This window comes from Acuticoccus sp., assembly GCF_965213555.1.
GTDB lineage: Bacteria > Pseudomonadota > Alphaproteobacteria > Rhizobiales > Amorphaceae > Acuticoccus.
On the sequence record NZ_OZ243890.1, the window covers coordinates 2626343 to 2648398 of the forward strand.

A 22056-nucleotide genomic window follows, 5' to 3' on the forward strand; every position below is an offset into this window, starting at 1 on the left:
GGGGCGCGGCCACGGCACGACGCTTGCACCGTGCTAGTCTGACCGAAGGCGGGCCAACCGCTGCACAAGGACGAGAAGGGACGAGATATGACGATGAAGACCGCAGCCCTTGCGATCTTGACCGCGCCGCTGATGGCGTTGCCGGCGGCGGCGCAGACATCCTGGGACATGGCGACGCCCTACCCGGACGCCGAGTTCCACACCAAGAACATCCGCGAGTTCGTCGCCGACGTCGAGCAGGCGACCGGCGGGGACCTCACGATCACCGTCCACTCCGGCCAGTCGCTGTTCAAGCACCCCGAGATCAAGCGCTCGGTGCAGAACCAGCTCGTCCCCATCGGCGAGGTGCTGATGGCGAACCTTTACAACGAGGACCCGATCTTCGGCGCCGACAACATCCCGTTCGTCGCCACGAGCTACGAGGACGCGCGCGCCCTGTGGGAGGCGCAGCGCCCGCTGGTGGAGGAGAAGCTCGCCGCCGACGGCATCCGCCTGCTCTACACCGTGCCCTGGCCGGGGCAGGGGTTCTACACCAATCGCGAGATCGCGAGCGCCGCCGACCTCCAGGGCGAGCGCTTCCGCACGTACAACGCGACGACCTCGCGCATGGCCGAGCTCCTCGGCACCGTGCCGACCACCGTCGAGGCGGTGGAGATCCCCCAGGCGTTCTCCACCGGCATCGTCGACGCGATGGTGACGTCGGCCGCGACCGGCGTGCGCACCAAGGCGTGGGACTTCACCGACCACTTCTACGACCTCAACGCCTGGTTCCCGAAGAACATGGTCATCGTCAACGAGGACGCATTCTCCGCGCTGCCCGAGGATCAGCAGCAGGCCCTCCTCGACGCCGCCGCCGCCGCCGAGGAGCGCGGTTGGCGCATGAGCGAGGAGGAGATGACCTCGACGGTGGACGCGCTCGGCAAGGAGCTTACCGTCCACGAGCCCTCCGAGGAGCTGATGAGCGGCCTGCGCGAGGTCGGCGAGACCATGTCGGCCGAGTGGGTCGAGGAGGTGGGTGCCGAGGGCCAGGAGGTCCTGGACGCGGTCGAATAAGCCCTCGCAGGTGCCGAGCCCGGCGAAGGAGCGCGCGCGGTGCTGACGCGCGCGCTCGATGGCCTCTACCGCGGCGCCGGGGCGCTGGCCGGCGTCTTCCTCGTCGCCATCGCGGTCATCGTGACCGCTCAGATCGGCGCGCGCTTCGTCGACGCCAGCGTGCCGTCATCGGACGAGTTCGCCGGCTTCTGCCTCGCGGCGACGTCGTTCCTCGGCCTCGCCTACGCGTTCCGCTGCGGCAGCCACATCCGCGTGACGCTGTTCGTCCAGGGCGCGCGGGGCAGGGCGCGGCAGGCGCTCCTCATCCTGGCGCTCGCCATCGGCGCGGCGATGAGCGTCCTGTTCGCCTGGCACACGGTCGTCATGGTGGCGCAGAACTACGTGCGGGGCGAGGTGACGTCCGGGCTCGTGCCGCTGCCCCTGTGGCTACCGCAGCTCGGTATGGCGGTGGGGGCCGTGCTGTTCGCCCTCGCCATCACCGAGGACCTGGTGCGCGCCGTCCTCGGTGTGCCTCCGGTGTTCGCCGCGTCCGAGGCGGATCCGGCGGCGGGCGACCCCCACGACGCGGGCTGAGCCATGGACCCGACGCTCATCTCGATCGTCCTTATCGCCGTGCTCCTCGCGCTGCTCGCGCTCGGCGTGTGGGTGGCGCTGACCCTCATGATCGTCGGCTGGCTCGGCATCGTGCTGTTCTCCGGCGCGCCGGCGGGGGCGATCATGGCCGCCACGGTCTGGGGCCAGTCCTGGTCCTGGGCGCTGACCGCGCTGCCGCTGTTCATCTGGATGGGCGAGATCCTCTACCGCTCGCGCCTCGCCTCGGAGATGTTCCGCGGCCTCGCCCCCTGGCTCGCGCCGCTGCCCGGCCGGCTCCTCCACGTCAACATCGCCTCGTGCGGGCTGTTCGCGGCGGTGTCCGGCTCGTCGGCGGCGACGACGGCCACCATCGGGCGCATCACCATCCCGGAGCTGATGAAGCGCAACTACGACGAGCGCGCCGTCATCGGCAGCCTCGCCGGCTCGGCGACGCTCGGCTTCCTCATCCCGCCGTCGATCATCCTCATCGTCTACGGCGTCGCGGCCGAGGTCTCGATCTCGCGCCTCTTCATCGCCGGGGTGCTGCCCGGGCTGATGCTCATGATCCTCTTCATGGGCTACGTGGCGGCGTGGTCCCTCGCCCACCCCTCGCGCGTGCCGCCGCGCGAGCCGGCCGTGCCGTTCGGCGAGCGCGTGCGCATGACAGCGGGGCTGTTCCCCATCGTGGCCTCATCGTCGCCGTCATCGGCTCGATCTACGCCGGCTTCGCCACGGCGACGGAGGCGGCGGCCGTCGGCGTGCTCGGCGCGCTCCTCCTGTCGCTGTTGTCCGGCTCGCTCACATGGACGTCGTTCCGCGAGAGCGTCGCCGGCGCGACGCGCACCACCTGCATGGTGACGCTCATCCTGGCTGGCGCCGCGTTCCTGTCCGTCGCCATGGGCTTCACCGGCATTCCGCGCAACCTTGCCGCCTGGGTGGGCTCGTTCGAGCTCAGCCAGTTCGAGCTGCTCCTGGCGCTGACGGCGCTCTTCGTGGTGATGGGCTGCTTCCTCGACGGCATCTCCATCGTGGTGCTGACGGCGAGCGTCATCATGCCGATGGTGCAGGCGGCGGGCATCGACCTCATCTGGTTCGGCATCTACCTCGTCGTCGTCATCGAGATGAGCCAGATCACGCCGCCGGTCGGCATCAACCTGTTCATCCTGCAATCGATGACCGACAGGAACCTGCTTTACGTCGCCCGGGCCGCCTTCCCGTTCTTCCTCCTCCTGGTCGCCGCGACGCTCATCCTCATCGCCGTGCCAGAGATCGCGACGTTCCTCCCCTCGCTGATGACGCGCGGATAAGCTTCGAACAATTTATTCAGACAAGCACGCCCGATGTTGCTCCCAGTTCCATTCATCGAAACATTCTAGAAAGTACTCTGCAAGTTCGCCGTATTGATCGTGGATCTCTTGCGGCGTCACTTCAAGCCGTGGGACTGCAACCTGAACACCTTCAAAAGATAAAAACCATTCACCGACGTTGAAAAACTTTCTGCTAAGTTTGACATCCTGCCCAAGTTGCTCGAGGCGATCGAGCATAAGCTCGAGTGATGAGATCATTGCGTATTCGTCTGGCAAGCTCATGGCACTCTATCCAACGTCGGCCATCCGAGGACTACGACGGTTCGCCTCCTCCACCCATCATGTTCCTTTGGAGAGTCGGGACCTGTCATGTTCCCCCGGTCGTTCCTCCGGAGCCGTCATGCGCTCGCCCTGGCGCGGCGGTGCGGACGGGTCATCCGAAGGACCGGAACGCAGTGGAGGAACCGCGCAGCGGTTTGACGCGTCCGCGCCGCCGGGCCACCCTCGCGGCATGATGGACCGGGCCTAGCGGCTGCCCAGGATGTCGCCGCTGACCGCACGCGGGTCGCGCTCGGGCCAGCGTCCTGCGTCGACCGCGTGGAGGAAGTCCGCCACCAGCGCGTTGAACTCGGCCGGCGTCTCGAGGTTGATGGTGTGGCCTGCGTTGGGGATCACCGCGAGGGCCGAGGTCGGGATCTCGCGCTTCATGAGGAGCGCGGGCTCGAGGCACGGCCAGTCCTCGTCGCCGGTGAGGACGAGCGTCGGCGCGGTGATCGTGCGCATCTTGTCCACCAGTTCGTAGAGCGAGGGCCGCACCTTCTGGACGCCGCGCATGGTGTTGGCGGCGCCGAGCGCGGAGTGCTCCCGAAGCTGGTCGCGGAACTCGGCCCAGCCGCGGGGATCGGCGTTCTGGAACTGCACCCGCGTCGGGCCGACGGCGTAGGCCGCGCCGGCCTCCTCCATGCCGAGGTCGAGGAAGCGCTGGGCGGCCGCGTCCGCCTCCCGCGCGAACTGCTCGCGCTTGGCGGGCTCCGCGCCGTAGCCGCAGCCGGCGATGACGAGCGAGCGGGCACGCTCCGGATAGCTGAAGCCGAAGTGCAGCGTCGCAAAGCCACCCATGGAGAGGCCGACGACGTGCGCGGTGTCGAGGCCGAGCGCGTCCATCACCGCGCGGATGTCGTCGCGCGCGCGGTCCTGGCCGTACATCGTGGGGTCCTCCGGCACGTCGGACGGGGGGAAGCCCCGCGCCGAGTACGCGATGCAGCGGTAGCGCCGGGCGAAGTGCCGAAGCTGGGGCTCCCAGCTTCGATGGTCGCCGGCGAACTCGTGCACGAACACGATGGGCAGGCCCGAGCCGGCCTCCTCGTAGTACAGCTTGACGCCATCGTCGGCGCTTACGTGGGGCATCGGGGTCTCCGCGGGAGGGGCGTCAGAAGGTGCGGCTCTGGTTCGCGATGCCGCCGTCGATGGTGATGATCGTGCCGGACGTGTAGGCGGAGCGGTCCGAGGCCAGCATGGCGACCATCGCGGCGATCTCCTGCGGCGTCGCCGCGCGGGCGAAGGGGAGGGGCTCCTTCAGCCGCTCCCAGTCGTCCGCGTTGCCGGTCCGAGCCGCGGACTTCTTACGCATCAGCGTGACGAGACGCTCGGTCTCGACGGGGCCGGGGTTGATGCCGACGACGCGGATGCCGTCGCGGTGGGACTGGCTGCCCAGCGCCCTGGTGAAGGCGTTCAGCCCGGCGTTGGCCGTCGAGCCGCAGATGTAGTCGAAGTCGAGCGCCTCGGCGGCGTTGCCGATGACGTTGACGATGACGCCGCTCCCCTTGGCCTTCATCCGCGCGTAGTACTGCCGGCACAGCGAGACGTAGCCGAACACCTTGAGGTCCCAGGCCGCCTTCCAGCTCGCGTCGTCGAACTCCAGGAGGGTGCCGCCGGGGATGGCGCCGGCGTTGTTCACCAGGACGTCGACGTCGCCGATGCCCTCCACCACGCGGATGCGCTCCTCCTCCACCGACAGGTCCGCGGCGAGCGCGTCGACCTCCGCCCCGGTCTCCTCGGCGATGCGCCTCGCCGCCGCCTCGATCGCGTCCGCGGTGCGCGCGACGATGACGACGCGGCAGCCCTCCTCGGCGAGGAGCCGTGCCGTGGCGTAGCCGATCCCCTTCGACGCGCCGGTCACGAGGGCCGTGCGTCCGTTCAACTCAAGGTCCATCGTCTCCGCCTCGTGGCCGTCACCGCTGTCAGGCTAGCAGGATTGCGTCGGCCCACGCTACGGCGACTGCCCCTCGACAGAGAGCCGTTTGCGGGCTGAAGTGGCCTGGAAGGTGCAGCGCACGCGCCGACGAGGCTGGCCACTGGCCGACCGAACCACGAGGGACATCCATGAAAAGTCACCGCACCGTCCTCGCCGCGCTCGTCGTTGGGACGCTCGCGACGCCCGCGTCGGCGCAGACCGAGACGATCCGAGTGAGCTACGAGACGACGCCCGAGCACATCAAGAGCCGCACGATCGAGGTCTTCACGGAGGAGCTCGAGGCGATCTCGGACGGCTACTTCGCGGTGGAGCTCTACCCGTCCGCCCAGCTCCTCGGTCCGTCCGACGAGGTGGCGGCCACGGCGCGCGGGCAGATCGAGATGTCCGCGCCCTACTTCAGCTACGTCGCCGGCGTCGAGCCGCTCATGAACATCTACCAGGCGCCCTTGGTGTTCGAGAGCTACGAGCAGCTTTGGAAGTTCCTGGAGACCCAGGAGGCGGAGGACGTCGCCTCCAGCCTGCGTCAGCGCAACCTCGAGCCGGTGGGCTACTGGTTCGAGAACCCGAGCCGGCTATGGGGCAAGGAGCCGCTGCGCTCCATCGCCGACATGCGCGGCAAGAAGATCCGCACCGTGCCGTCGGAGATCCTGCAGAAGGCGGTGGAGGCGATGGGCGCGCAACCCACCGCGATCCCGGGCACCGAGCTCTACCTCGCGCTGCAGCAGGGCGTCGCCGATGGGGCGTTCACCGCGCCCAACTTCGGCCTTACCATGAAGTACTACGAGGTGACCGAAGCGGTGACCAAGCTCGACCTGTTCTACGGCGGCTACATCGTCCTGTTCCACAAGCCCTGGTTCGACGCCCTGCCGGAGGAGCGACAGGCGCAGATCGAGGAGGCCGTCGCCAAGGCGCGCGCGTTCAACGAGGAGTTCGTCCAGAAGGACCTCGCCGGGATCGACGAAGAGCTGCGCGCCGTCGGCCAGGAGGTCATCGAGCTCGACGAGGCGGCGCTCGAGGAGTTCCGCCAGGCGCTCGAGCCGTACTACGAGACGCTGGATCCCAAGATCCAGGCGATGATCGCGAAGGCGCGCTCGCTCTGACGAGCGACACGAGCGCCGCGTCGGGCGCTGCAGCGCGCGCGCTGCTTGCACTGCACCACGGGATCGCCGCGGCCATGGCGCTGTCCTTCATGGCGGCGGTGGCGATCACGTTCGGCATGACGGTGAGCCGTTACGTCTTCGCCATGTCGGACCCGACGGCGGAGTACCTGTCGCGCTACCTCGTCATCCTCGGCACGTTCCTCGGCTTCCCCGTCGCCGTGCTCCAGGGGCTCCACGTGCGCTTCGACCTCCTCGACCACGCGCTGTCGGGGTCGGCGCGCCGTGCGTTCCAGGTGATCGGCTCGCTGCTGTCGATGGGCATCTGCGCGGTGTTCGCCTGGGCGGCGTGGCTCTTCGTGGGCGACTCGCGCATGTTCGGCGAGATCATGCCGACCGGCTTCGACCTGCCGCTGTGGATCCCCCACGCCAGCGTCCTCCTCGGCATGGGGCTCGGCGTGCTCGCCTACCTCGCCGTCCTCGTCCTCGGGCCGATCGTCCCTGCGGCCCGCGACGCCGACCATCCCTGAACGAACGTGACACCCTTCCTCGTCTCCTCGGGCGCGCTGTTCGTGCTGGGCGTGCCCATCGCGCTCGCCATGTCCGCCGGCGCGCTGCTGTACCTGTGGCTGTCGAACAACCTCCTCCTCATCGGGCCAGCCACGTGGTTCGCCGGGCTCGACAAGGCGCCGATCATGGCGATCCCGTTCTTCATCCTGGCGGCGGAGATCCTGTCGCGGGGCGGGGCGGTTGCACGCCTCGTCGCCGCCATCGACAGCCTGATCGGCCACGTGCGCGGCGGGCTCGCGGTGGTGGCGGTCGTCGCCACGATGATCTTCTCGGCGGTGTCGGGCTCCTCCATCGCGACCGCCGCGGCGGTGGGCATCGTCCTCATCCCGCAGATGCTGGAGCGCGGCTACCCGGAGCGCTTCGTGCTCGGACTCATCGCCGCAGCGGGCGGGCTCGGCATCCTCATCCCGCCCTCGGTGCCGCTCATCATCTACGGCACGGTGACGGGCGAGTCGGTCGGCAAGCTGTTTCAGGCCGGCATCCTGCCCGGCCTCATGATCGCCGGCCTGCTGTGCGCCTTCGCGGTGTTCGAGGCGCATCGGCGAGGCCTGGAAAGCCGGCCGCCCGACACCTGGCGCGCCCGCGGCCACGCGCTGTGGCAGGCGAAGGCCATCCTCACCTTCCCCGTCGTCATCCTCGGCTCGATCTATGGCGGCATCTTCACGCCGAGCGAATCGTCCGCCCTCGCGGTGGTCTACGCGCTCGTCATCACCTTGCGCACCTACCTCGCCATGGGCCTCGCCGAGCTCTTCACCGTCCTCGTGTCGGCCTGCGCGACGACGGCGGCGATCCTGATGATCCTCGCCGCCGCGGCGCTCTTCGGCTACGCCGTCACGCTGTCCGGACTGCCGCAGCTCATCGTGGACTGGATCACCTCACTCGGCCTCGGCACGATGGGCTTCCTGTTCCTGATCAACGCCGTCTTCATCGTGCTCGGGATGTTCTTGGAGATCATCTCCATCATCCTGATCACGCTGCCGATCCTCTACCCGCTGCTCGCGGTCTTCGGGGTCGACCCCATCCACTTCGCCATCATCATGGTGGTGAACATGGAGCTTGCGGTGATCACGCCGCCCATCGGGCTCAACCTGTTCGCCATCGCGGCCATCGCCCGGCGCCAGGTGAAGGACCTCTTCCTCGGCGTGATCCCGTTCTATGGGGTGATCTTCGTCGGCCTCGTCGTCGTCACCACCGTGCCGGCGATCAGCCTCCTGCTGGTCCGGCTGTTCCCCATCGGCTGAAGGGTCACGCGGAGCCCCCGTTGGTCAGCCGCACGATCGCGGAGCCCTGGCCTTCGGTGATGGCGTAGACCGCCCCGTCCGGGCCGACCTTCACGTCGCGCACCCGCACGGCCATCGGCACCCTGGATTCGCTGGCGACGCGCCCGTCCTCCATGTCGAGGACCACGATGGTCTGCGAGGCGAGCCCACCGACGAGGAGGTCGCCCTGCCACTCCGGGAACTCGTCGCCCCGGTACTCGTCCATGCCGGACGGCGCGATCACCGGGTCCCAGTAGTACACCGGCTGCTCCATCCCCTCCTTCTCGGTGATGCCCTCGCCGATGGGCTGGCCGTTGTAGTTGATGCCGTAGGTGATCACCGGCCAGCCGTAGTTCAGCCCGGGCTCCGGGCGGTTGAGCTCGTCGCCGCCGAGCGGGCCATGCTCCACGGTCCACAGCGTGCCGTCCTCGGTCACGGTGGCGGACTGCACGTTGCGATGGCCGTAGGACCAGATCTCGGGCTGGGCGTCGGCGTGGTCCACGAACGGGTTGTCGTCGGGCGCCGATCCGTCCGGGTTGAGCCTGAACACCTTGCCCATGCCGGTGGAGAGGTCCTGCGCGCGGTCGCGGATCGGCGTGTCGAAGCGCTCGCCGACGGCGAGGAAAAGCGTGCCGTCGGGCCGGAACGCGATGCGCGAGCCGTAATGCAGGTTGCCGCGGTAGGCAGGCGTCTGGCGGAAGATCACCTCCACGTCCTCGAGCGCGCCTGAGTTCGCGTCGAGCACGAGCCTTGCGCGCGCGAGGCTCGTGCCGCTGCCGCCCTCGCGCGGCTCGGCGAACGAAAAGTACACGGTGCCGCTGTCGGCAAAGTCCGGCGCCAGCGCGACGTCGAGAAGCCCGCCGTGCTCCCGCGCCTCAACCTCCGGGACGCCGGAGATCGGCTCGCCGAACGTGCCGTCCTGCGTCACCACGTGCATCGTGCCGCGCTTGGCGGTGACGAGCATCCGCCCGTCCGGCAGGAACTCCATCGCCCAGAGCCTCGGCAGGCCGCGGGCGACGACCTCGCTCTCGACGTCGACCTCCTGCGCCGGCTGGGGCGCGCGGGTCTGACCCTCGAAGGCGGGCGTCTGGTCGGGCGCGTTGGGCGACCGCGTCTGGACGGGCGGGCGGAGCTCGTCCTGCGCCAAAGCGGGGAGGGCGAGGACGGCTGCGAGCGCGGCGAGCGCGGGACGACGCATGGGTCACCTCTTGAGCGCAGGCGGCGGTGCCGCCGACGAAACGGCGACGCCCCATGCGCCACCGGGTCAGACGTAAGTCGAACGCGACCGACCGCAACCGCGCCGACGCAGCGGCCTGCGGCTGTTGCCTTCGGTGCTAATACCATCTTAAGTAGTCGTGAGGTTCGGGGCGTCAGCGATGAGCGAAGACAAGCGGTACGGCTTCAGCGAGCAGGCGGTCGCCCAGTTCATGCAGACGCTGGGCCGTGCCAGACCGCTGCCCGCCCCGCCGGACGACCCGACGCCGCCCCACATCGACTTCCCGCCCACCCCGTCGCGCGGCGCGTCCCGGCCGCACTACTGGGGTCACCGCCAGCGCGTGCGCGAGCGCTTCGCCAAGGGCGGCGCCGAGTCGATGCCGGACTACGAGATCGTCGAGATGCTGCTGTTCAGCGCGATCCCGAAGGTCGACGTGAAGCCCCTCGCCAAGCGGCTCCTCGAGGACTTCGGTGGCATCGAACGCCTGCTCACTGCCTCGCGGGAGGAGCTCGCGCGCCACCCCGGCGTCACCGACTGGGTGGTGCACCACTTCAAGCTGGCGGAGGCGGTGGCGATCCGTCTTGCCAAGGTCAAGCTGCGCGAGCAGCCCGTCGTCGGCAGCACCGATGCGGTGATCGCCTACTGCCGCACCATGATGGCGCACCAGAGGGTGGAGCACTTCCGCATCCTCTACCTCGACCTGCAGAACCGCCTCATCGCCGACGAGGAGCACGGCCGCGGCACGGTCAACCACACGCCGGCCTACCCGCGCGAGATCGTCAAGCGCGCCCTGGAGCTCAACGCGGTGGGCGTGATCCTGGTGCACAACCACCCGTCGGGCGACCCGACACCGTCGCGCCAAGACATCACGATGACCAACGCGGTTAAGGCCGCGCTCGGCACGGTGAACGTGAGGCTCTACGACCACCTCATCATCGGCCGCGGCAGCGAGACGAGCCTCGCCGCGCTCGGGGCGATCGAGTGAACCTTGCGTAACAACAGCTGCCAGCCGCCGGATCGAGCGTACGATGTCGTGTTGTTGACGTCACTTGCCCCTTCGGCTTAGTTTAAGATGTTATTCAACGGAGGTTTTCGATGCGCATTCTCCTCGACCACAGCAAGCTGCTCGGCTTCCGCCTGTACCCCGAGCTTGCAGCAAGCGCACAAGGCACCTCGGGGCTCGGCAGCAAGCTCGGGGCCAAGGCTGGCCTCAAGCTCGGTGCCAAGCTGGGGGTGAAGGCCTGAGGCCGCACGACGCCCTCCTGTGACAACGCTCCGCGGGCTCCCGCGGCCTGTTCCGCTCGAAGGCTGAGCCTTGGTCTCGACCGGATTTGCCCCCAGCGCGGATCGGGCGCGCCAGCTCGATGCCGAGGTCTCGCGTCAGCTCGGGCTCAGCCTGCGCCACGTCCTCTGCGCGTCGAAGGATCAGCTCGCGTTCGACGGCGAGGCGCTCGACGCCCTTTGCACGCACCTCGAGGCCGGAGGGCGTGTGCGGCCAGCGGTGTTCGGCGCGTACTACGACACGGTCGTCGCCATCGGCGACGACGACCTGGAGGAGGCCTCCCGCCAACTCGCGAGGCTCGCCCGATGGACCCCCTTCGGCGCGCGCGAGGTCGTCGCCTACGGTAGCCCCGACCTTGCCGAGGACAACGCACTCTATCACGCCAAGTGGGACCACGCCGTCTCGCCCCTGCGGGCGCCCAGCACGGCCGTCGCATCCGGCTTTCGCACCCGCCTCGACGACGGGTTCGCCCTAATGCAAACCGCGCTGCCCGAGCTCTACGGTGAGATCGACGCCATCCTTCGCCAGGTGGTCGTCATCGGCAAGGAGCCGGCGGCGCCGATGCACGTGGACGGAGGCTCGCACTACCAGCTCTGGGGCGCGCTGTTCCTCAACGGCGAGTTCCATCCCGACCGGATCGCCGTGGTTGAGGTGCTCGCCCACGAGACGGCGCACTGCCTGCTGTTCGGCTTCTGCACCGAGGAGCCGCTGGTGCTGAACGGGGACGACGAGCTCCATCCCTCGCCGTTGCGCCACGACCTGCGCCCGATGGACGGCCTCTACCATGCGACGTTCGTGTCCGCGCGCATGCACTGGGCGATGACGCGCCTCGCCGAGCATTCTGGCCTGTCCGAGGACGAGCGAGGGCGCGCGCGCGAGGCAGCCGCAAAGGACGCCGACAACTTCGAGAAGGGCTACGGCGTCGTTGCAACTCACGGCAAGCTGACCGAGCGCGGCGCTGCCCTGATGGAGGGTGCGCGGTCGACCATGGCCGAAGCGAAGGTCGCCGCCTGAACCGGCGCGCGGCGGCACCGGCCACGATCGCGTGCCACGCCGGACGGCCGAAGCGAGACGCCCGTCCCTGTGTGCCGCCGACACCACATGCCCCCTCGGCGCGCGCGGCGATCATGCGATGATCGTCGTCCTCACCACCTTCAGCAACGCCGACACGCATAGGGCAGTCGCCGGTGCGATCCCAGGGTTCAAGCGCATGTCGTATCGCGCGTTCTTCGCTCGGCCGACGGTGCGGCGCGCCACGTACATCTTCGCCGATCTCGACCGGCTCGGCTTTTGGCAGCTCGAATGCGCCGCCCACGCCCACCGCAGCCTGCGCGCGGCGGGGTGCCATGTGTTGAACGACCCGGCGCGCGCGCTCCAGCGGTTGGGACTGTTGCGACGGCTGCACCGGCTGGGGATCAACCGCTTTCGTGCCTGGCCCGCCATCGACGTCGAGGACGTGGATCGGTTCCCGGTCTTCCTGAGGACCGCTAGCGCCCACCGCGGCCCGCTGACCGAACTCATCGACGACGGGCGACGGCTCCAGGACGCCCTCGAGGACCTGCTGGACGCGGGGTACCCGCTGTCCGAGCTGATGGCGGTTGAGTACCGCGCCGAGCCGATCCGCGCCGGCGTCTTCCGCAAGCACGCGGCCTACAGGATCGGCGGCGAGGTCGTCGCGTCGGCGAGCGTGCACGAGGGCCGCTGGGCCGCTAAGGGCGGCCAGGACGGCCTCGCCGGCGCCGAGGGGTACGCGGAGGACCTCGAACTCCTGAAGGGTGCGCCGCACGCGCGGCAAGTCATGGCAGCGTTCGAGGCCGCGGACATCGAGTACGGGCGAGCGGACTTCGGGGTCGTCGACGGCCGCCCCGAGATCTACGAGATCAACACCAACCCAATGGTCTCCCTGAAGGCCGATCACGCCGATCCGGCACGATCGGAGGCGCTGCGCCTGACGCTCGACGGCTACCTCGCCGCGATGCGCCGCCTCGACGACACGCCGGCGGGCCCGCGCGTCAGGCTCGCCCAGCCCGAGCTTTTCCGTGCCGTCGGGCGGCGCTGGCATCTTGTCCCCGGATACGGCTGGACGCCGTAGCGCAGCGCTCGCGCGGGGCGCGATCGTCCTTGTTTCCATTCCACCGGAAGTGACGCACAATCCTGCGCGGCCCAGCACGGGAGTTCCATGTGCCATCGTCCCACGCGACCGCTCCCGTCTCGATCGAAGCCGCACTCGGCGCGTTGCCCGAGCGCGTGAATGCCGACGCGCGGCTCGTGCAGCGCGGTCGCCACCTCTCCTGCACCGTGCTCCTGCGCGTCGGTGACGAGGCGGCGCGGCTCACCATCGACGCGGGACGGCTCGAGCGGGTGGACCGCGGCCCCTTCCTGATGCCGGACGCGAGCCTCACGATCACCGCGGCGCCGGACGACCTCGCGCGCTATCGCGAGGTGCCGCCGCCGCCGGGCTTCAACGACGTCTTCGCCCTAATGAAGCGCCGGTCGCTGTCGGTGGAGGGCGACATGCGCGTCTTCATGGCGAACCTGCTGTACTTCAAGGGGCTGCTCGCGCACCTGCGGCCGGAGGCGGCGGCGTGAGGGCGTCGGTGGAGCCCATCGTCGGGCGCTACGTGCGCTGCGACATCGAGGGCCGGCCGCACCGGGTCTACTTCGAGGAGGCGGGTGAGGGCATCCCGCTCCTGTGCCTCCACACCGCAGGGTCGGACGGGCGACAGTACCGCGCGCTGCTCAACGACGAGGCGGTGACCAAGGACTTTCGTGTCGTCGCCTACGACATGCCCTGGCACGGCAAGTCCTCACCTCCCGCCGGTTGGCAGGACGAGACGTACCAGCTCACCTCGGCCGCCTACGTGCGCCAAGTGCTCGCCATCGTCGATGCGCTGGAGCTCGACCGCCCCGTCGTCATGGGCTGCTCCATCGGCGGCCGCGTGGTGCTGCACCTCGCCCACGAGCATCCAGAGCGGTTCCGCGCGCTCATCGGCCTGCAGTCGTCGGCGCACGTGGACCGGTACTACGACACGAGCTGGCTCGGACGGCCGGACGTGGGCGGCGAGACCTACGCCGGCTGCGTCTCAGGCCTCGTCGCGCCGACCAGCCCGCCCGAGCACGGCTGGGAGACGCTGTGGCACTACATGCAGGGCGGCCCCGGCGTGTTCGGCGGCGACCTCCACTTCTACAACCTCGACGGCGACATCCGGCCTCGGATTGACGAGATCGACCCCGCGCGCTGCCCGATCTTCCTGCTCACCGGCGAATACGACTTCTCCTGCACACCGGACGCGACGCGCGATGTGGCCCGCCGGATCGGCGACGTCGAGCCGGTCATCATGAAGGACATGGGCCACTTCCCGATGAGCGAGAACCCGGCCGCCTTCCGCACCCACCTCCTGCCGGTGCTGGACCGCATCCTCGCCCTCGCGGACGGCGGCTGACGCCCGCGCGCCGTCCGCGCCGCCGCCGCCTGGGCTGGGCTAACGGTCCGGGCTCCGCGCCATCGCCGGCTCCTCGAGGTTGATGCCGGTCGACGCGGCCTCCAGCTTCGCCACCCCGTGCGGCGCGAGCACCTGGCGCAGCGCGCCGCCGGTGTCGAGCCGGTCGAAGCCCTCGTTCAGCTCATCGAACGTGACCACCCCGTCGATGAGCTGGTCCACGGGGAGCTGGCCGCTCTGGTACATCGTGATGAAGCGAGGGATGTCGCGCACCGGCACGCACGAGCCCATGAAGCTGCCGCACACGGACTTCTCGCCGTACACGAGGTCGGTCTGCTCGAAGCTGAACTGCGACCCCCGAGGCGCGAGGCCGGCGGCGACTACCTTGCCGCCGCGCGCCGTGACCGCGTAGGCCGCCGTCATCGCGGGGATCGCACCGGCCAGCTCGAACGCCACGTCGACGCCGCCGCCGGTGAGCTCGACGATCTTCTCCACGAGCGCGTTGTCACGCGCGTTGAACGTATGGGTGGCGCCGAGCTGTTCGGCCTTCCTCAGCTTGGCGTCCGCGAGGTCGACGCCGACGATGATCTCGGCCCCGCACATCTTCGCGCCCATGATGCCGCACAGGCCGACGCCGCCGAGGCCGAAGACCGCGACCTTCTCCCCCGGGCGCACCTTCGCGGTGTTCATCACCGCGCCGGTCCCCGTCATCACCGCGCAGCCGAACAGCGCCGCCTCGGTGAGCGACAGGTCTGGCGTGACGACGACGACGCTGCCACGATCCACGACCACGTGCTGGGCGAAGCACGAGACCCCGGTCATGTGCCGCAGCGGTTCGCCGCTCGCGTCGCGGAAGCGCGTGCCGCCGCCGATGAGCTCGCCCTTAAATCGTGCCTCCGCCGCGCGGTCGCACAGCTGCGGGTTGCCCGACAGGCAGCGCCGGCAGCGCCCGCACGAGGGCGAGAACTGGAACACGACGTTGTCGCCGACCTTCACGTCGGTCACCCCGTCGCCCACCTCGAGGACCTCCCCCGCGCCCTCGTGGCCGAGCACGATGGGAATCGCGCGGCCGAGCGAGCCGTTGATCACCGACAGGTCCGAGTGGCACAGCCCCGCACCGATGACTTTGACAAGGACCTCCTGGGGGCGAGGGCCCTCGAGCGTGACCTCCTCGATGGAGATGGGCTGGGACTGGGCGTAGGGCGCGGGCGCTGCGAGCGTGCGCAGCACCGCGGCCGTGGTCGTCATCGTCATGCGTCTCTCCCTTCGATCGGCCTGGCGCGGCCTTGTTGGCCCCCGCAAGGGCACGGGCGCGCGCGGACGCGCCGTCGGGTCAGCCTACACGACGTTGCGCCGGCTCAAAGCCCCGCCTCGCTCGTCGGCGCAGCTCCTCGGCGGAGCGCGTAGGGCCGGACCGGCAGGCCTGCGAGGCGCGCCTTGAGCTGAAGCGCCAGCACCTTCGACCGGAAGCGGGCCGGCTGCCCTCGGCCAGAGAAGGCAGGTAAAGCATGTGGTCGTACAAGACGGCTCGTAGAGCGGGAGCGACCAGTAGCGCGTGGGTCCAAGGCTTTATTGATGTAGCGGCTCTGCCGCCTCTTGCGATAACCGCAGGGCGTCGAGTTCGATGCATGTTGCCCGAGCGCGTGCTCGACACAGACGGGCGGGAATGCACAGCTCGTCCCGTGAGATACCGGCCGAAAAGCTGAAATCGAGGGATGCAGGCCGCAACCCAGCGCTCGGCTGCCACGGTGGGATCGCGCTCAGCCGCCGGATCGGCGACCGTCGCTGGTGGCTCGGCAACCGCCGCCTCGCTGTCGTCGCCCATCGGTGGATCTCCCGGATGGGTCGGCGCCCAGCGGCCGCGCGGGACGCTAGCGTGGCGGCGGGCGGATGGCGACCGTACCTCAACGATCCGTCCCGCTTGGGCCTCAGGCAGGCGCGACCGGCCGCTCCCGCGCGAAGGCGACGTCCAGGAAGGCGCGCACGGCGAAAATCCTCGCCTTGTCCGCGGGCGCCACGAGGCACGTCGCGTAGCTCTCGGGGAGCTCATCGATGGCGAGCGTCGTGATCCGCGTCGACGGATGCATGGCGTCGGACAGGAAGATGCCGATGCCGACCCCGTGAAGCACCGCCTCCTTCATGAGCGGGAAGGTCGTCGTCCTGATGACGTTGTCGAAGCGCTCGCCGAGCTTGCTCAGCTTGCGTGACACGATCCTCTGCGTGAACGACCCCTCCTCCGGTAACAGCACCGTCTCGCGCTTAAGGTCCGTGACGCTGACCGACCGCCGGGTCGCCATGGGGTGGTCCACAGGAACGTAGGCGACGTAGCGCGCGCGACCGATCTCCGCGACGATGCAGTCCTTCATGGCGGATGGTTCGGTGACGATGCCGACGTCCACCTGGCGCTCGCGCAGGAGGCGCATGGCGCTCGTCCAGTCGAACAGCGTGAAGCTGACCTCCACGTTGGGGTTCGCCCGCTTGTAGGCGGCGAGGAGCTCCAGCGCGGGGCGCGGGGCGTTGGCGATCACGTTGAGGTGGCCGCGACCCAGCGTGCGGTAGCCCTCCACCTTCTCGCCGATGAGCTGGTCCAGAGTCGCGTAGCGGTCCGCGAGCTCGAAGAAGTCGCGCCCGGCTGGGGTAAGAGTGAGGCCGGACCGGCTGCGCACCAGGAGCGATGCGCCGATGGTGCGCTCCAGGCTCGCGACATGCTGCGAGACCGCCGACTGGGAGAGCCCGAGCCGCGCCGCCGCGCGCGAGAAGCTGCCTTCCCGCGCGGCGTGGGCGAAGGCCGCGAACTGGTGTGGGTTGAGCCGCATGGGATCGCCTCCCCATGGGACTGTCGCAGCCATTAGCCACGCTTATATGACGTCATTAATCTGATGCTGGCGGTCCCTAACGTCCCTCCCGTTGCAGGAGGACGTCATGTCCGGCATCGAGCTCCACGGCATCACCAAGAGGTTCGGCACCACCGAAGTCTTGCGCGGCATCGACCTTGCCGTGCGGGCGGGCGAATTCCTCACCCTCGTCGGGCCGTCCGGCTGCGGGAAGTCGACGCTCCTGCGGATCGTCGCCGGGCTCGAGGCACCGACGACGGGGAGCGTCGAAGTCGGCGGACGCGGCGTGACGGGCGTGCGTGCTGCCGAGCGGAACCTCGCCATGGTGTTCCAGTCCTACGCGCTCTATCCGCACCTGACCGCGCGGCAGAACATGCTGACGCCGCTGAGGCTGCGCGACCTCAACGCGTGGGAGCGCCTGCCGCTCGCCGGTCCGCTGATGTCGCGCACCAAGCGGCGTGCGCTCGGCGCGCGGGTGGCAGAGGTCGCGGAGGTCCTCCAGATCACCCCGCTCCTCGACCGCAAGCCGGGCGAGCTCTCCGGCGGGCAGCGCCAGCGCGTCGCCCTCGGCCGCGCGATGGTGCGCCAGCCGGCGGCCTTCCTCATGGACGAGCCGCTGTCGAACCTCGACGCGGCGTTGCGCGTCCACATGCGCACCGAGCTTGCCGAACTGCACCGCTCGCTCGGCGCGACGTTCGTCTACGTCACCCACGATCAGGCCGAGGCGCTGACGATGTCGGACCGCCTCGCCGTCATGATGGACGGCCGCATCCTCCAGCTGGCGACGCCGCGCGAGGTCTACGACGGCCCCGCGGACCTCGCCGTCGCCCGCTTCATCGGCTCGCCGCAGATCAACACCCTCCCCGGAGACGCCGACGGCACCGGCCGCCTCAGCGTCATGGGGCGGCCGCTCGGGCGTCGTGCCGCGACGCGGCCCGGCGCGGTGACGGTGGCGTTCAGGCCCGAGGCGTTCGGTCCCGCCGCCCCGCGGGGCGCCATGCTGGCCGGCCGCGTCCGCACGCTGGAGCACCTCGGCTCGGACGTGTTCGTGCACGTTGCGCTCGCGGATGGGGCGCACCGCGTGGTGCTGCGCGCCACGCCGGCCGAGTGCGACGCCCTCGCCGTCGGCGATGAGGTGGGCATCGACCGCCGCGCCGGGGAGGCGCTCATCTTCGACGCCGAGGGCCGGCGCGCGCCACTCGCCGCCCGCGAGGCGGATGCCGTCCCGGCGCAGGCGGTTGCATGATGCGCATCGCCCCTCACGTGTGGTTCGTCGGCCCCGCGCTCGCCCTGATGGTCCTCATCCTCCTCGTGCCCATCGCGATCGCCGGGATGCTCAGCCTGACGGACTACTCGTTGGGCAATCCCTCGGCGAACTACGTGGGTCTTGAGAACTACGCCAAGATCTTCGACAGCTCGACCTACGACAAGATGTTTGGCGCGACCTTCCGCTACGTTCTCGTCGTCGTCCCGCTGTCGGTCGGCCTCGGCCTCGGCGCGGCGCTCCTCATCGCCTCGCTGAGGAGCTTCGGCAACCTCTACAAGACGATCTACTTCCTGCCCGTCATGGCCGCGCTCATCGCCATGGCCATCGTGTGGGAGTTCGCGCTCCACCCCACCGTCGGCCTCGTCAACGCCGCGCTGGAGCGGGGCTGCGGCACGTGGCTGGAGGCATGGGACTGGTTCGCCGCCGGCTGCGCGCGGAACTTCCCGCTCTGGCTCGGCGACCAGGACTACGCGATCTGGACGGTCGCCTTCATCGGCGTGTGGCAGGCGTTCGGCTTCAACATGGTGCTGTACCTCGCCGGGCTCGCCTCGATCCCGCGCGAACTCTACCACGCGGCGGAGGTCGACGGGGCGGCCGGCGCTTGGGAGCGCTTCCGCCTGGTCACCTGGCCGATGCTGGGGCCGACGACGGTGTTCGTCATCACCATCACCTTCATCCGCTCGTTCCAGGTCTTCGACACGGTGGAGGCGATCACCGGCGGCGGCCCGGTCAAGACGACGTACGTCATGATGTACGCGATCTACGAGAAGGCGGTGAAGCAGAACCTCGTCGGAATCGGCGCCGCGATCACCGTCCTGTTCCTCGCCTTCGTCATGGTCCTCACCCTCGCCCAGCGCTGGCTCGTGGAACGCAGGACGCACTATGTCTGACGCCATCGCCACGCAGCGCACCATCGCGCTGCCGGCCTTCCGCTTCTCCACCGCCGAGACGCTCAAGCACGTGGTGCTGATGCTTGGCGCGGTCATCGTCCTCATGCCGTTCTACGTGATGGTGAGCTATTCACTGAAGTCGCCGGCCGAGATCATGCAGAACACCGGTGGCGTCCTCGGCAGTCAGGTGCCGTTCCGCGACGACTACTGCGTCAAGCTCGGCAACCCCGTCGACGAGTGCATGGTGACGCCCGCGGTCTACAACTACACGACAGCGTTTCAGAAGGCCCCGTTGCTGCGCTACCTGCTCAACGGCCTTATTGTCACAGTGTCGATCTTTGCGGTCCAGGTCGTGGTCGCGCTGCCTTGCGCCTATGCGCTTGCCAAGCTGCGCTTCTGGGGCCGCGAGGCGGTGTTCGGCCTCGTACTGTTCTGCCTGCTCATCCCCGTCCACGCCATCGCGCTACCGCTCTACATCATGCTCGCCAAGCTCGGGCTGACGAACACCTACGCGGCACTGATCATTCCGTGGACGATCTCGGTGTTCGGCATCTTCCTCATGCGCCAGTTCTTCATGACGGTTCCGGACGACCTCATCGACGCCGCGCGCATGGACGGGATGAGCGAGTACTCCATCGTCTGGAACGTGATGCTGCCCGTCGCGATTCCGGCGCTCCTGGCGTTCGGCATCTTCTCGGTGGTGGCGCACTGGAACGACTACTTCTGGCCCCGCATCGTCATCACCGGGGACCGCTCGCTGTTCACGCCGCCGCTCGGGCTGCGCGAGTTCAAGGGCGACGCGGACGGCGACAACTTCGGCCCGATGATGGCGACCGCCTGCGTGATCGTGGCGCCGCTCATCGCCGCCTTCCTCCTCGCCCAACGACGCTTCATCGCCGGCATCGCCCTCTCGGGCATGAAGTGACCGCCTCCCCAGGGCCCCAACACCGGAGAACCCCATGCGACTGACCATGACCGCGCTGGCGCTCGTCCTCGCGACGACCGCGGCGAGCGCGCAGGACGAGACGGTGACCATCGAGTTCGCCTACCCCTACAGCCACCTCTTCGACGTGACCTACGAGAAGGTGCTGCCGATGTTCAAGGAGGCGCACCCGAACGTCGAGGTGGTGATGCGCGCCACCTACGAGGACTACGAGGACGGCACCAACACCATCCTGCGCGAGGCCGTGGCGGGGGAGCTGCCCGACGTCACCATGCAGGGCCTCAACCGTCAGGCGATCCTGGTGGAGAAGGGGATCGCCCAGTCGCTGGAGCCGTTCATCGCCGAGGAGGCGGACTTCTCCAGGGACGGCTACCACGAGGCGATGCTGGAGCTCGGCACCTTCGAGGGCGAGGTCTACGGCCTGCCGTTCTCCGTCTCGCTCCCCGTCGGCTACTACAACATGGCGGTCATGGAGAAGGGCGGCTTCACCGCCGACACCCTGCCCACGACCTGGGACGAGGTGGTCGCGGCGTGCGGCAAGCTGCGCGAGGCGGGCGTCGACAACCCGATGTTCTGGGGCTGGAACATCACCGGCAACTGGTTCGTCCAGGCGCTGATGTGGAGCCAGGGCAAGGCGCTGATGGAGGGGAGCGACTTCACCATCGACAGCCCCGAGGGCCTCACCGCGCTTCGGACCATGGACATGCTGTTCGACGGCTGCGAGATGCAGAACCTCGAGTGGCAGGACGCGTTGGCGTCCTTCTCGGCCGGCGACATCGGCATGATGTTCTGGTCCACGTCCGCCGTCGGCGCGGTGGAGCGCGCGATGGAGGGCTTCACCCTCGTCACCGACGAGTTCCCGGGCCTGACCGCGGATGGACCCCAGGGCCTGCCGGCCGGCGGCAACGCGGCGATGCTCACCACCACCTCGGACGATCCCAAGGTGCGCGAGGCCGCGTGGCAGTGGCTGAAGTTCATCACCTCGGGCGAGGGCGCGGCGGAGGTCGCCCGCACCACGGGCTACATGCCGCCCAACCAGGCCGCCAACGAGATCATCCTGGCGAGCTTCTACGACGAGAACCCGACCAAGGCGACGGCGGTGCGCCAGCTTCCGCTGCTGCGCGAGTGGCAGGCCTACCCCGGCGACAACGGCCTCGCGATCACCCAGGTGATCGAGGACTACATCGAGGGCGTCGTCACCGGCGACTACACCGACATGGAGGAGCTGCAGGCCGAGATGGACGAGGAGGTGCAGGAGCTCCTTCCGACCGGCTCCTGACCGATGGCACCGTCCGGCGGCTCAGCGCTCGCCGGACCGCGCGATCGGCCTCGGGGACTGCGAAGGCGCGCCTCCGCAAACCGACTTCTACCGCTGCCTGAAGGATCGGGATGGGCAGGGTGGCTCCCCGGGCCGGATTCGAACCAGCGACCAACCGGTTAACAGCCGGTTGCTCTACCGCTGAGCTACCGGGGAATGACGCCCTCGCGTCCCGCCGATATATCAACGGCCGGGGAGGCACGCAACCTTGGAGCCATCGAGGGGACAGCCCCAGTTCGTCCTCGTCCTCGGCGGGGCGCGGTCCGGCAAGTCGCGCTTCGCCGAGGCGCTCGCGGCGGGCGACGGGCGGCCCGTCACCTACGTCGCGACCGCCGGCCCGCCGCGCGACCGCGAGATGGAGCGGCGCATCGCCGAGCACCGCGCCCGCCGGCCCGCCGCGTGGCGCACCCATGAGGTGACGGTCGACCTCGCTCCGGCGCTCGGCACCGGCGTCGTCCTCGTGGACTGCCTGACCCTGTGGCTCACCCACCTCGTGCTCGGCGACGAGGACGTCGCCGCCCACACCGAACGGCTGCTCGCCGCCATCGCTGCCCGTCGCGGCCCCGTCATCGCGGTGGCGAACGAGGTGGGCGAGGGGATCGTCCCGGCGACACCTCTCGGACGCGACTTTCGCGACCGGCAAGGCGTGCTCAACCAGCGCATGGCGGTCGCGGCGACCACCGTCGTCAAGATGGTCGCCGGCTGCCCCCTGGTGGTGAAGCCCGCGCCGGCCCCCTCGATCGTCCTTTGAGG

The 22056-nt window shown here is 69.4% G+C and carries 22 protein-coding genes, 1 tRNA gene and 1 pseudogene; 17 read left to right on the forward strand and 7 right to left on the reverse strand.

Annotated elements, in window-relative coordinates; genetic code table 11:
• The first annotated feature begins 87 nt into the window (after window positions 1-87).
• The 3 genes and pseudogenes from ACOOE8_RS12390 (at window position 88) to ACOOE8_RS12400 (ending at window position 2933) form a co-directional block, all read left to right on the forward strand.
• Window positions 88-1053, forward strand: coding sequence for a TRAP transporter substrate-binding protein (locus tag ACOOE8_RS12390; protein ID WP_420391759.1), 966 nt, complete (start codon window positions 88-90; stop codon window positions 1051-1053).
• Window positions 1054-1092: 39 nt separating this feature from the next.
• The gene (locus ACOOE8_RS12395) at window positions 1093-1626 is read left to right on the forward strand and encodes a TRAP transporter small permease (protein WP_420391760.1); all 534 of its coding nucleotides are present in this window, start codon (window positions 1093-1095) and stop codon (window positions 1624-1626) included.
• 3 nt (window positions 1627-1629) lie between these two features.
• A pseudogene (locus ACOOE8_RS12400) lies at window positions 1630-2933 on the forward strand (TRAP transporter large permease).
• 12 nt (window positions 2934-2945) lie between these two features.
• On the opposite strand, the gene ACOOE8_RS12405 reads toward ACOOE8_RS12400, so the two are convergent.
• The 3 genes from ACOOE8_RS12405 to ACOOE8_RS12415 all read right to left on the reverse strand — a co-directional run bounded on the left by ACOOE8_RS12405 (window position 2946) and on the right by ACOOE8_RS12415 (window position 5145).
• On the reverse strand, window positions 2946-3215 hold the full coding sequence (locus ACOOE8_RS12405) for a hypothetical protein (protein WP_420391761.1): 270 nt from the start codon (window positions 3213-3215) through the stop codon (window positions 2946-2948).
• 243 nt (window positions 3216-3458) lie between these two features.
• Window positions 3459-4340 (reverse strand): alpha/beta fold hydrolase, encoded by an 882-nt coding sequence (locus ACOOE8_RS12410; RefSeq protein WP_420391762.1) that lies wholly within the window; start codon window positions 4338-4340, stop codon window positions 3459-3461.
• A gap of 22 nt (window positions 4341-4362) precedes the next feature.
• Window positions 4363-5145, reverse strand: a complete 783-nt coding sequence (locus tag ACOOE8_RS12415; protein ID WP_420391763.1) for a short-chain dehydrogenase/reductase — start codon at window positions 5143-5145, stop codon at window positions 4363-4365.
• A 170-nt stretch (window positions 5146-5315) separates the two neighbouring features.
• On the opposite strand from ACOOE8_RS12415, the gene ACOOE8_RS12420 reads away from it, so the two are divergent.
• The 3 genes from ACOOE8_RS12420 (at window position 5316) to ACOOE8_RS12430 (ending at window position 8095) form a co-directional block, all read left to right on the forward strand.
• Entirely contained in the window at window positions 5316-6287 is a 972-nt protein-coding gene (locus ACOOE8_RS12420; RefSeq protein WP_420391764.1) for a TRAP transporter substrate-binding protein, read from the forward strand.
• A 74-nt stretch (window positions 6288-6361) separates the two neighbouring features.
• The gene (locus ACOOE8_RS12425) at window positions 6362-6814 is read left to right on the forward strand and encodes a TRAP transporter small permease (protein WP_420391765.1); all 453 of its coding nucleotides are present in this window, start codon (window positions 6362-6364) and stop codon (window positions 6812-6814) included.
• Between the two features lie 6 nt (window positions 6815-6820).
• A complete protein-coding gene (locus ACOOE8_RS12430; RefSeq protein ID WP_420391766.1) occupies window positions 6821-8095 on the forward strand; it encodes a TRAP transporter large permease in 1275 nt (424 codons plus the stop codon).
• A gap of 4 nt (window positions 8096-8099) precedes the next feature.
• Here ACOOE8_RS12430 and ACOOE8_RS12435 read toward each other — a convergent pair whose 3' ends face one another.
• The gene (locus ACOOE8_RS12435) at window positions 8100-9311 is read right to left on the reverse strand and encodes a PQQ-dependent sugar dehydrogenase (protein ID WP_420391767.1); all 1212 of its coding nucleotides are present in this window, start codon (window positions 9309-9311) and stop codon (window positions 8100-8102) included.
• 178 nt (window positions 9312-9489) lie between these two features.
• Between ACOOE8_RS12435 and radC the strand changes: the two genes are divergently transcribed.
• The 6 genes from radC (at window position 9490) to ACOOE8_RS12465 (ending at window position 14054) form a co-directional block, all read left to right on the forward strand.
• Entirely contained in the window at window positions 9490-10314 is an 825-nt protein-coding gene (gene radC / locus ACOOE8_RS12440; RefSeq protein WP_420391768.1) for a RadC family protein, read from the forward strand.
• Between the two features lie 110 nt (window positions 10315-10424).
• On the forward strand, window positions 10425-10574 hold the full coding sequence (locus ACOOE8_RS12445; RefSeq protein ID WP_420391769.1) for a hypothetical protein: 150 nt from the start codon (window positions 10425-10427) through the stop codon (window positions 10572-10574).
• A 70-nt stretch (window positions 10575-10644) separates the two neighbouring features.
• Window positions 10645-11625: an aKG-HExxH-type peptide beta-hydroxylase gene (locus ACOOE8_RS12450; protein ID WP_420391770.1), complete on the forward strand. Its 981-nt coding sequence runs from the start codon at window positions 10645-10647 to the stop codon at window positions 11623-11625.
• Window positions 11626-11743: 118 nt separating this feature from the next.
• Window positions 11744-12703: a hypothetical protein gene (locus ACOOE8_RS12455; RefSeq protein WP_420391771.1), complete on the forward strand. Its 960-nt coding sequence runs from the start codon at window positions 11744-11746 to the stop codon at window positions 12701-12703.
• 89 nt (window positions 12704-12792) lie between these two features.
• Window positions 12793-13200, forward strand: a complete 408-nt coding sequence (locus ACOOE8_RS12460; RefSeq protein ID WP_420391772.1) for a hypothetical protein — start codon at window positions 12793-12795, stop codon at window positions 13198-13200.
• Complete coding sequence (locus ACOOE8_RS12465) at window positions 13197-14054, forward strand: alpha/beta fold hydrolase (protein ID WP_420391773.1); 858 nt, start codon at window positions 13197-13199, stop codon at window positions 14052-14054. The genes ACOOE8_RS12460 and ACOOE8_RS12465 overlap by 4 nt, the downstream gene beginning before the upstream one ends.
• 39 nt (window positions 14055-14093) lie before the next feature.
• On the opposite strand, the gene ACOOE8_RS12470 is transcribed toward ACOOE8_RS12465, so the two are convergent.
• Window positions 14094-15305 carry a zinc-binding dehydrogenase gene (locus ACOOE8_RS12470; protein ID WP_420391774.1) on the reverse strand — a complete coding sequence of 404 codons (1212 nt, stop codon included), beginning with the start codon at window positions 15303-15305 and terminating at the stop codon, window positions 14094-14096.
• 674 nt (window positions 15306-15979) lie between these two features.
• Complete coding sequence (locus ACOOE8_RS12475) at window positions 15980-16867, reverse strand: LysR family transcriptional regulator (protein WP_420391775.1); 888 nt, start codon at window positions 16865-16867, stop codon at window positions 15980-15982.
• Between the two features lie 106 nt (window positions 16868-16973).
• On the opposite strand from ACOOE8_RS12475, the gene ACOOE8_RS12480 reads away from it, so the two are divergent.
• The 4 genes from ACOOE8_RS12480 to ACOOE8_RS12495 are packed head-to-tail and all read left to right on the forward strand — an operon-like array spanning window position 16974 to window position 21264.
• On the forward strand, window positions 16974-18131 hold the full coding sequence (locus tag ACOOE8_RS12480; protein ID WP_420391776.1) for an ABC transporter ATP-binding protein: 1158 nt from the start codon (window positions 16974-16976) through the stop codon (window positions 18129-18131).
• Window positions 18128-19042 carry a carbohydrate ABC transporter permease gene (locus ACOOE8_RS12485; RefSeq protein ID WP_420391777.1) on the forward strand — a complete coding sequence of 305 codons (915 nt, stop codon included), beginning with the start codon at window positions 18128-18130 and terminating at the stop codon, window positions 19040-19042. Before ACOOE8_RS12480 ends, ACOOE8_RS12485 begins: the two co-directional genes overlap by 4 nt.
• The gene (locus ACOOE8_RS12490; protein WP_420391778.1) at window positions 19035-19967 is read left to right on the forward strand and encodes a carbohydrate ABC transporter permease; all 933 of its coding nucleotides are present in this window, start codon (window positions 19035-19037) and stop codon (window positions 19965-19967) included. Before ACOOE8_RS12485 ends, ACOOE8_RS12490 begins: the two co-directional genes overlap by 8 nt.
• A gap of 34 nt (window positions 19968-20001) precedes the next feature.
• A complete protein-coding gene (locus tag ACOOE8_RS12495) occupies window positions 20002-21264 on the forward strand; it encodes an ABC transporter substrate-binding protein (RefSeq protein ID WP_420391779.1) in 1263 nt (420 codons plus the stop codon).
• A 120-nt stretch (window positions 21265-21384) separates the two neighbouring features.
• Here ACOOE8_RS12495 and ACOOE8_RS12500 read toward each other — a convergent pair.
• Window positions 21385-21459, reverse strand: a tRNA-Asn gene (locus ACOOE8_RS12500).
• A 52-nt stretch (window positions 21460-21511) separates the two neighbouring features.
• Between ACOOE8_RS12500 and cobU the strand changes: the two genes are divergently transcribed.
• Complete coding sequence (cobU, locus tag ACOOE8_RS12505; RefSeq protein ID WP_420391780.1) at window positions 21512-22054, forward strand: bifunctional adenosylcobinamide kinase/adenosylcobinamide-phosphate guanylyltransferase; 543 nt, start codon at window positions 21512-21514, stop codon at window positions 22052-22054.
• Window positions 22055-22056 lie beyond the last annotated feature (2 nt).

What these genes read in the sequence shown, in the direction of transcription:
- ACOOE8_RS12390 (WP_420391759.1), top strand. Translation starts at nt 88, where the DNA reads ATGACGATGAAGACCGCAGCCCTTGCGATCTTGACCGCGCCGCTGATG.
- ACOOE8_RS12405 (WP_420391761.1), bottom strand. Translation starts at nt 3,215, where the DNA reads ATGAGCTTGCCAGACGAATACGCAATGATCTCATCACTCGAGCTTATG.
- ACOOE8_RS12410 (WP_420391762.1), bottom strand. Translation starts at nt 4,340, where the DNA reads ATGCCCCACGTAAGCGCCGACGATGGCGTCAAGCTGTACTACGAGGAG.
- ACOOE8_RS12415 (WP_420391763.1), bottom strand. Translation starts at nt 5,145, where the DNA reads ATGGACCTTGAGTTGAACGGACGCACGGCCCTCGTGACCGGCGCGTCG.
- ACOOE8_RS12420 (WP_420391764.1), top strand. Translation starts at nt 5,316, where the DNA reads ATGAAAAGTCACCGCACCGTCCTCGCCGCGCTCGTCGTTGGGACGCTC.
- ACOOE8_RS12425 (WP_420391765.1), top strand. Translation starts at nt 6,362, where the DNA reads ATGGCGCTGTCCTTCATGGCGGCGGTGGCGATCACGTTCGGCATGACG.
- ACOOE8_RS12435 (WP_420391767.1), bottom strand. Translation starts at nt 9,311, where the DNA reads ATGCGTCGTCCCGCGCTCGCCGCGCTCGCAGCCGTCCTCGCCCTCCCC.
- radC (WP_420391768.1), top strand. Translation starts at nt 9,490, where the DNA reads ATGAGCGAAGACAAGCGGTACGGCTTCAGCGAGCAGGCGGTCGCCCAG.
- ACOOE8_RS12445 (WP_420391769.1), top strand. Translation starts at nt 10,425, where the DNA reads ATGCGCATTCTCCTCGACCACAGCAAGCTGCTCGGCTTCCGCCTGTAC.
- ACOOE8_RS12455 (WP_420391771.1), top strand. Translation starts at nt 11,744, where the DNA reads ATGATCGTCGTCCTCACCACCTTCAGCAACGCCGACACGCATAGGGCA.
- ACOOE8_RS12470 (WP_420391774.1), bottom strand. Translation starts at nt 15,305, where the DNA reads ATGACGATGACGACCACGGCCGCGGTGCTGCGCACGCTCGCAGCGCCC.
- ACOOE8_RS12475 (WP_420391775.1), bottom strand. Translation starts at nt 16,867, where the DNA reads ATGCGGCTCAACCCACACCAGTTCGCGGCCTTCGCCCACGCCGCGCGG.
- ACOOE8_RS12480 (WP_420391776.1), top strand. Translation starts at nt 16,974, where the DNA reads ATGTCCGGCATCGAGCTCCACGGCATCACCAAGAGGTTCGGCACCACC.
- ACOOE8_RS12485 (WP_420391777.1), top strand. Translation starts at nt 18,128, where the DNA reads ATGATGCGCATCGCCCCTCACGTGTGGTTCGTCGGCCCCGCGCTCGCC.
- ACOOE8_RS12490 (WP_420391778.1), top strand. Translation starts at nt 19,035, where the DNA reads ATGTCTGACGCCATCGCCACGCAGCGCACCATCGCGCTGCCGGCCTTC.
- ACOOE8_RS12495 (WP_420391779.1), top strand. Translation starts at nt 20,002, where the DNA reads ATGCGACTGACCATGACCGCGCTGGCGCTCGTCCTCGCGACGACCGCG.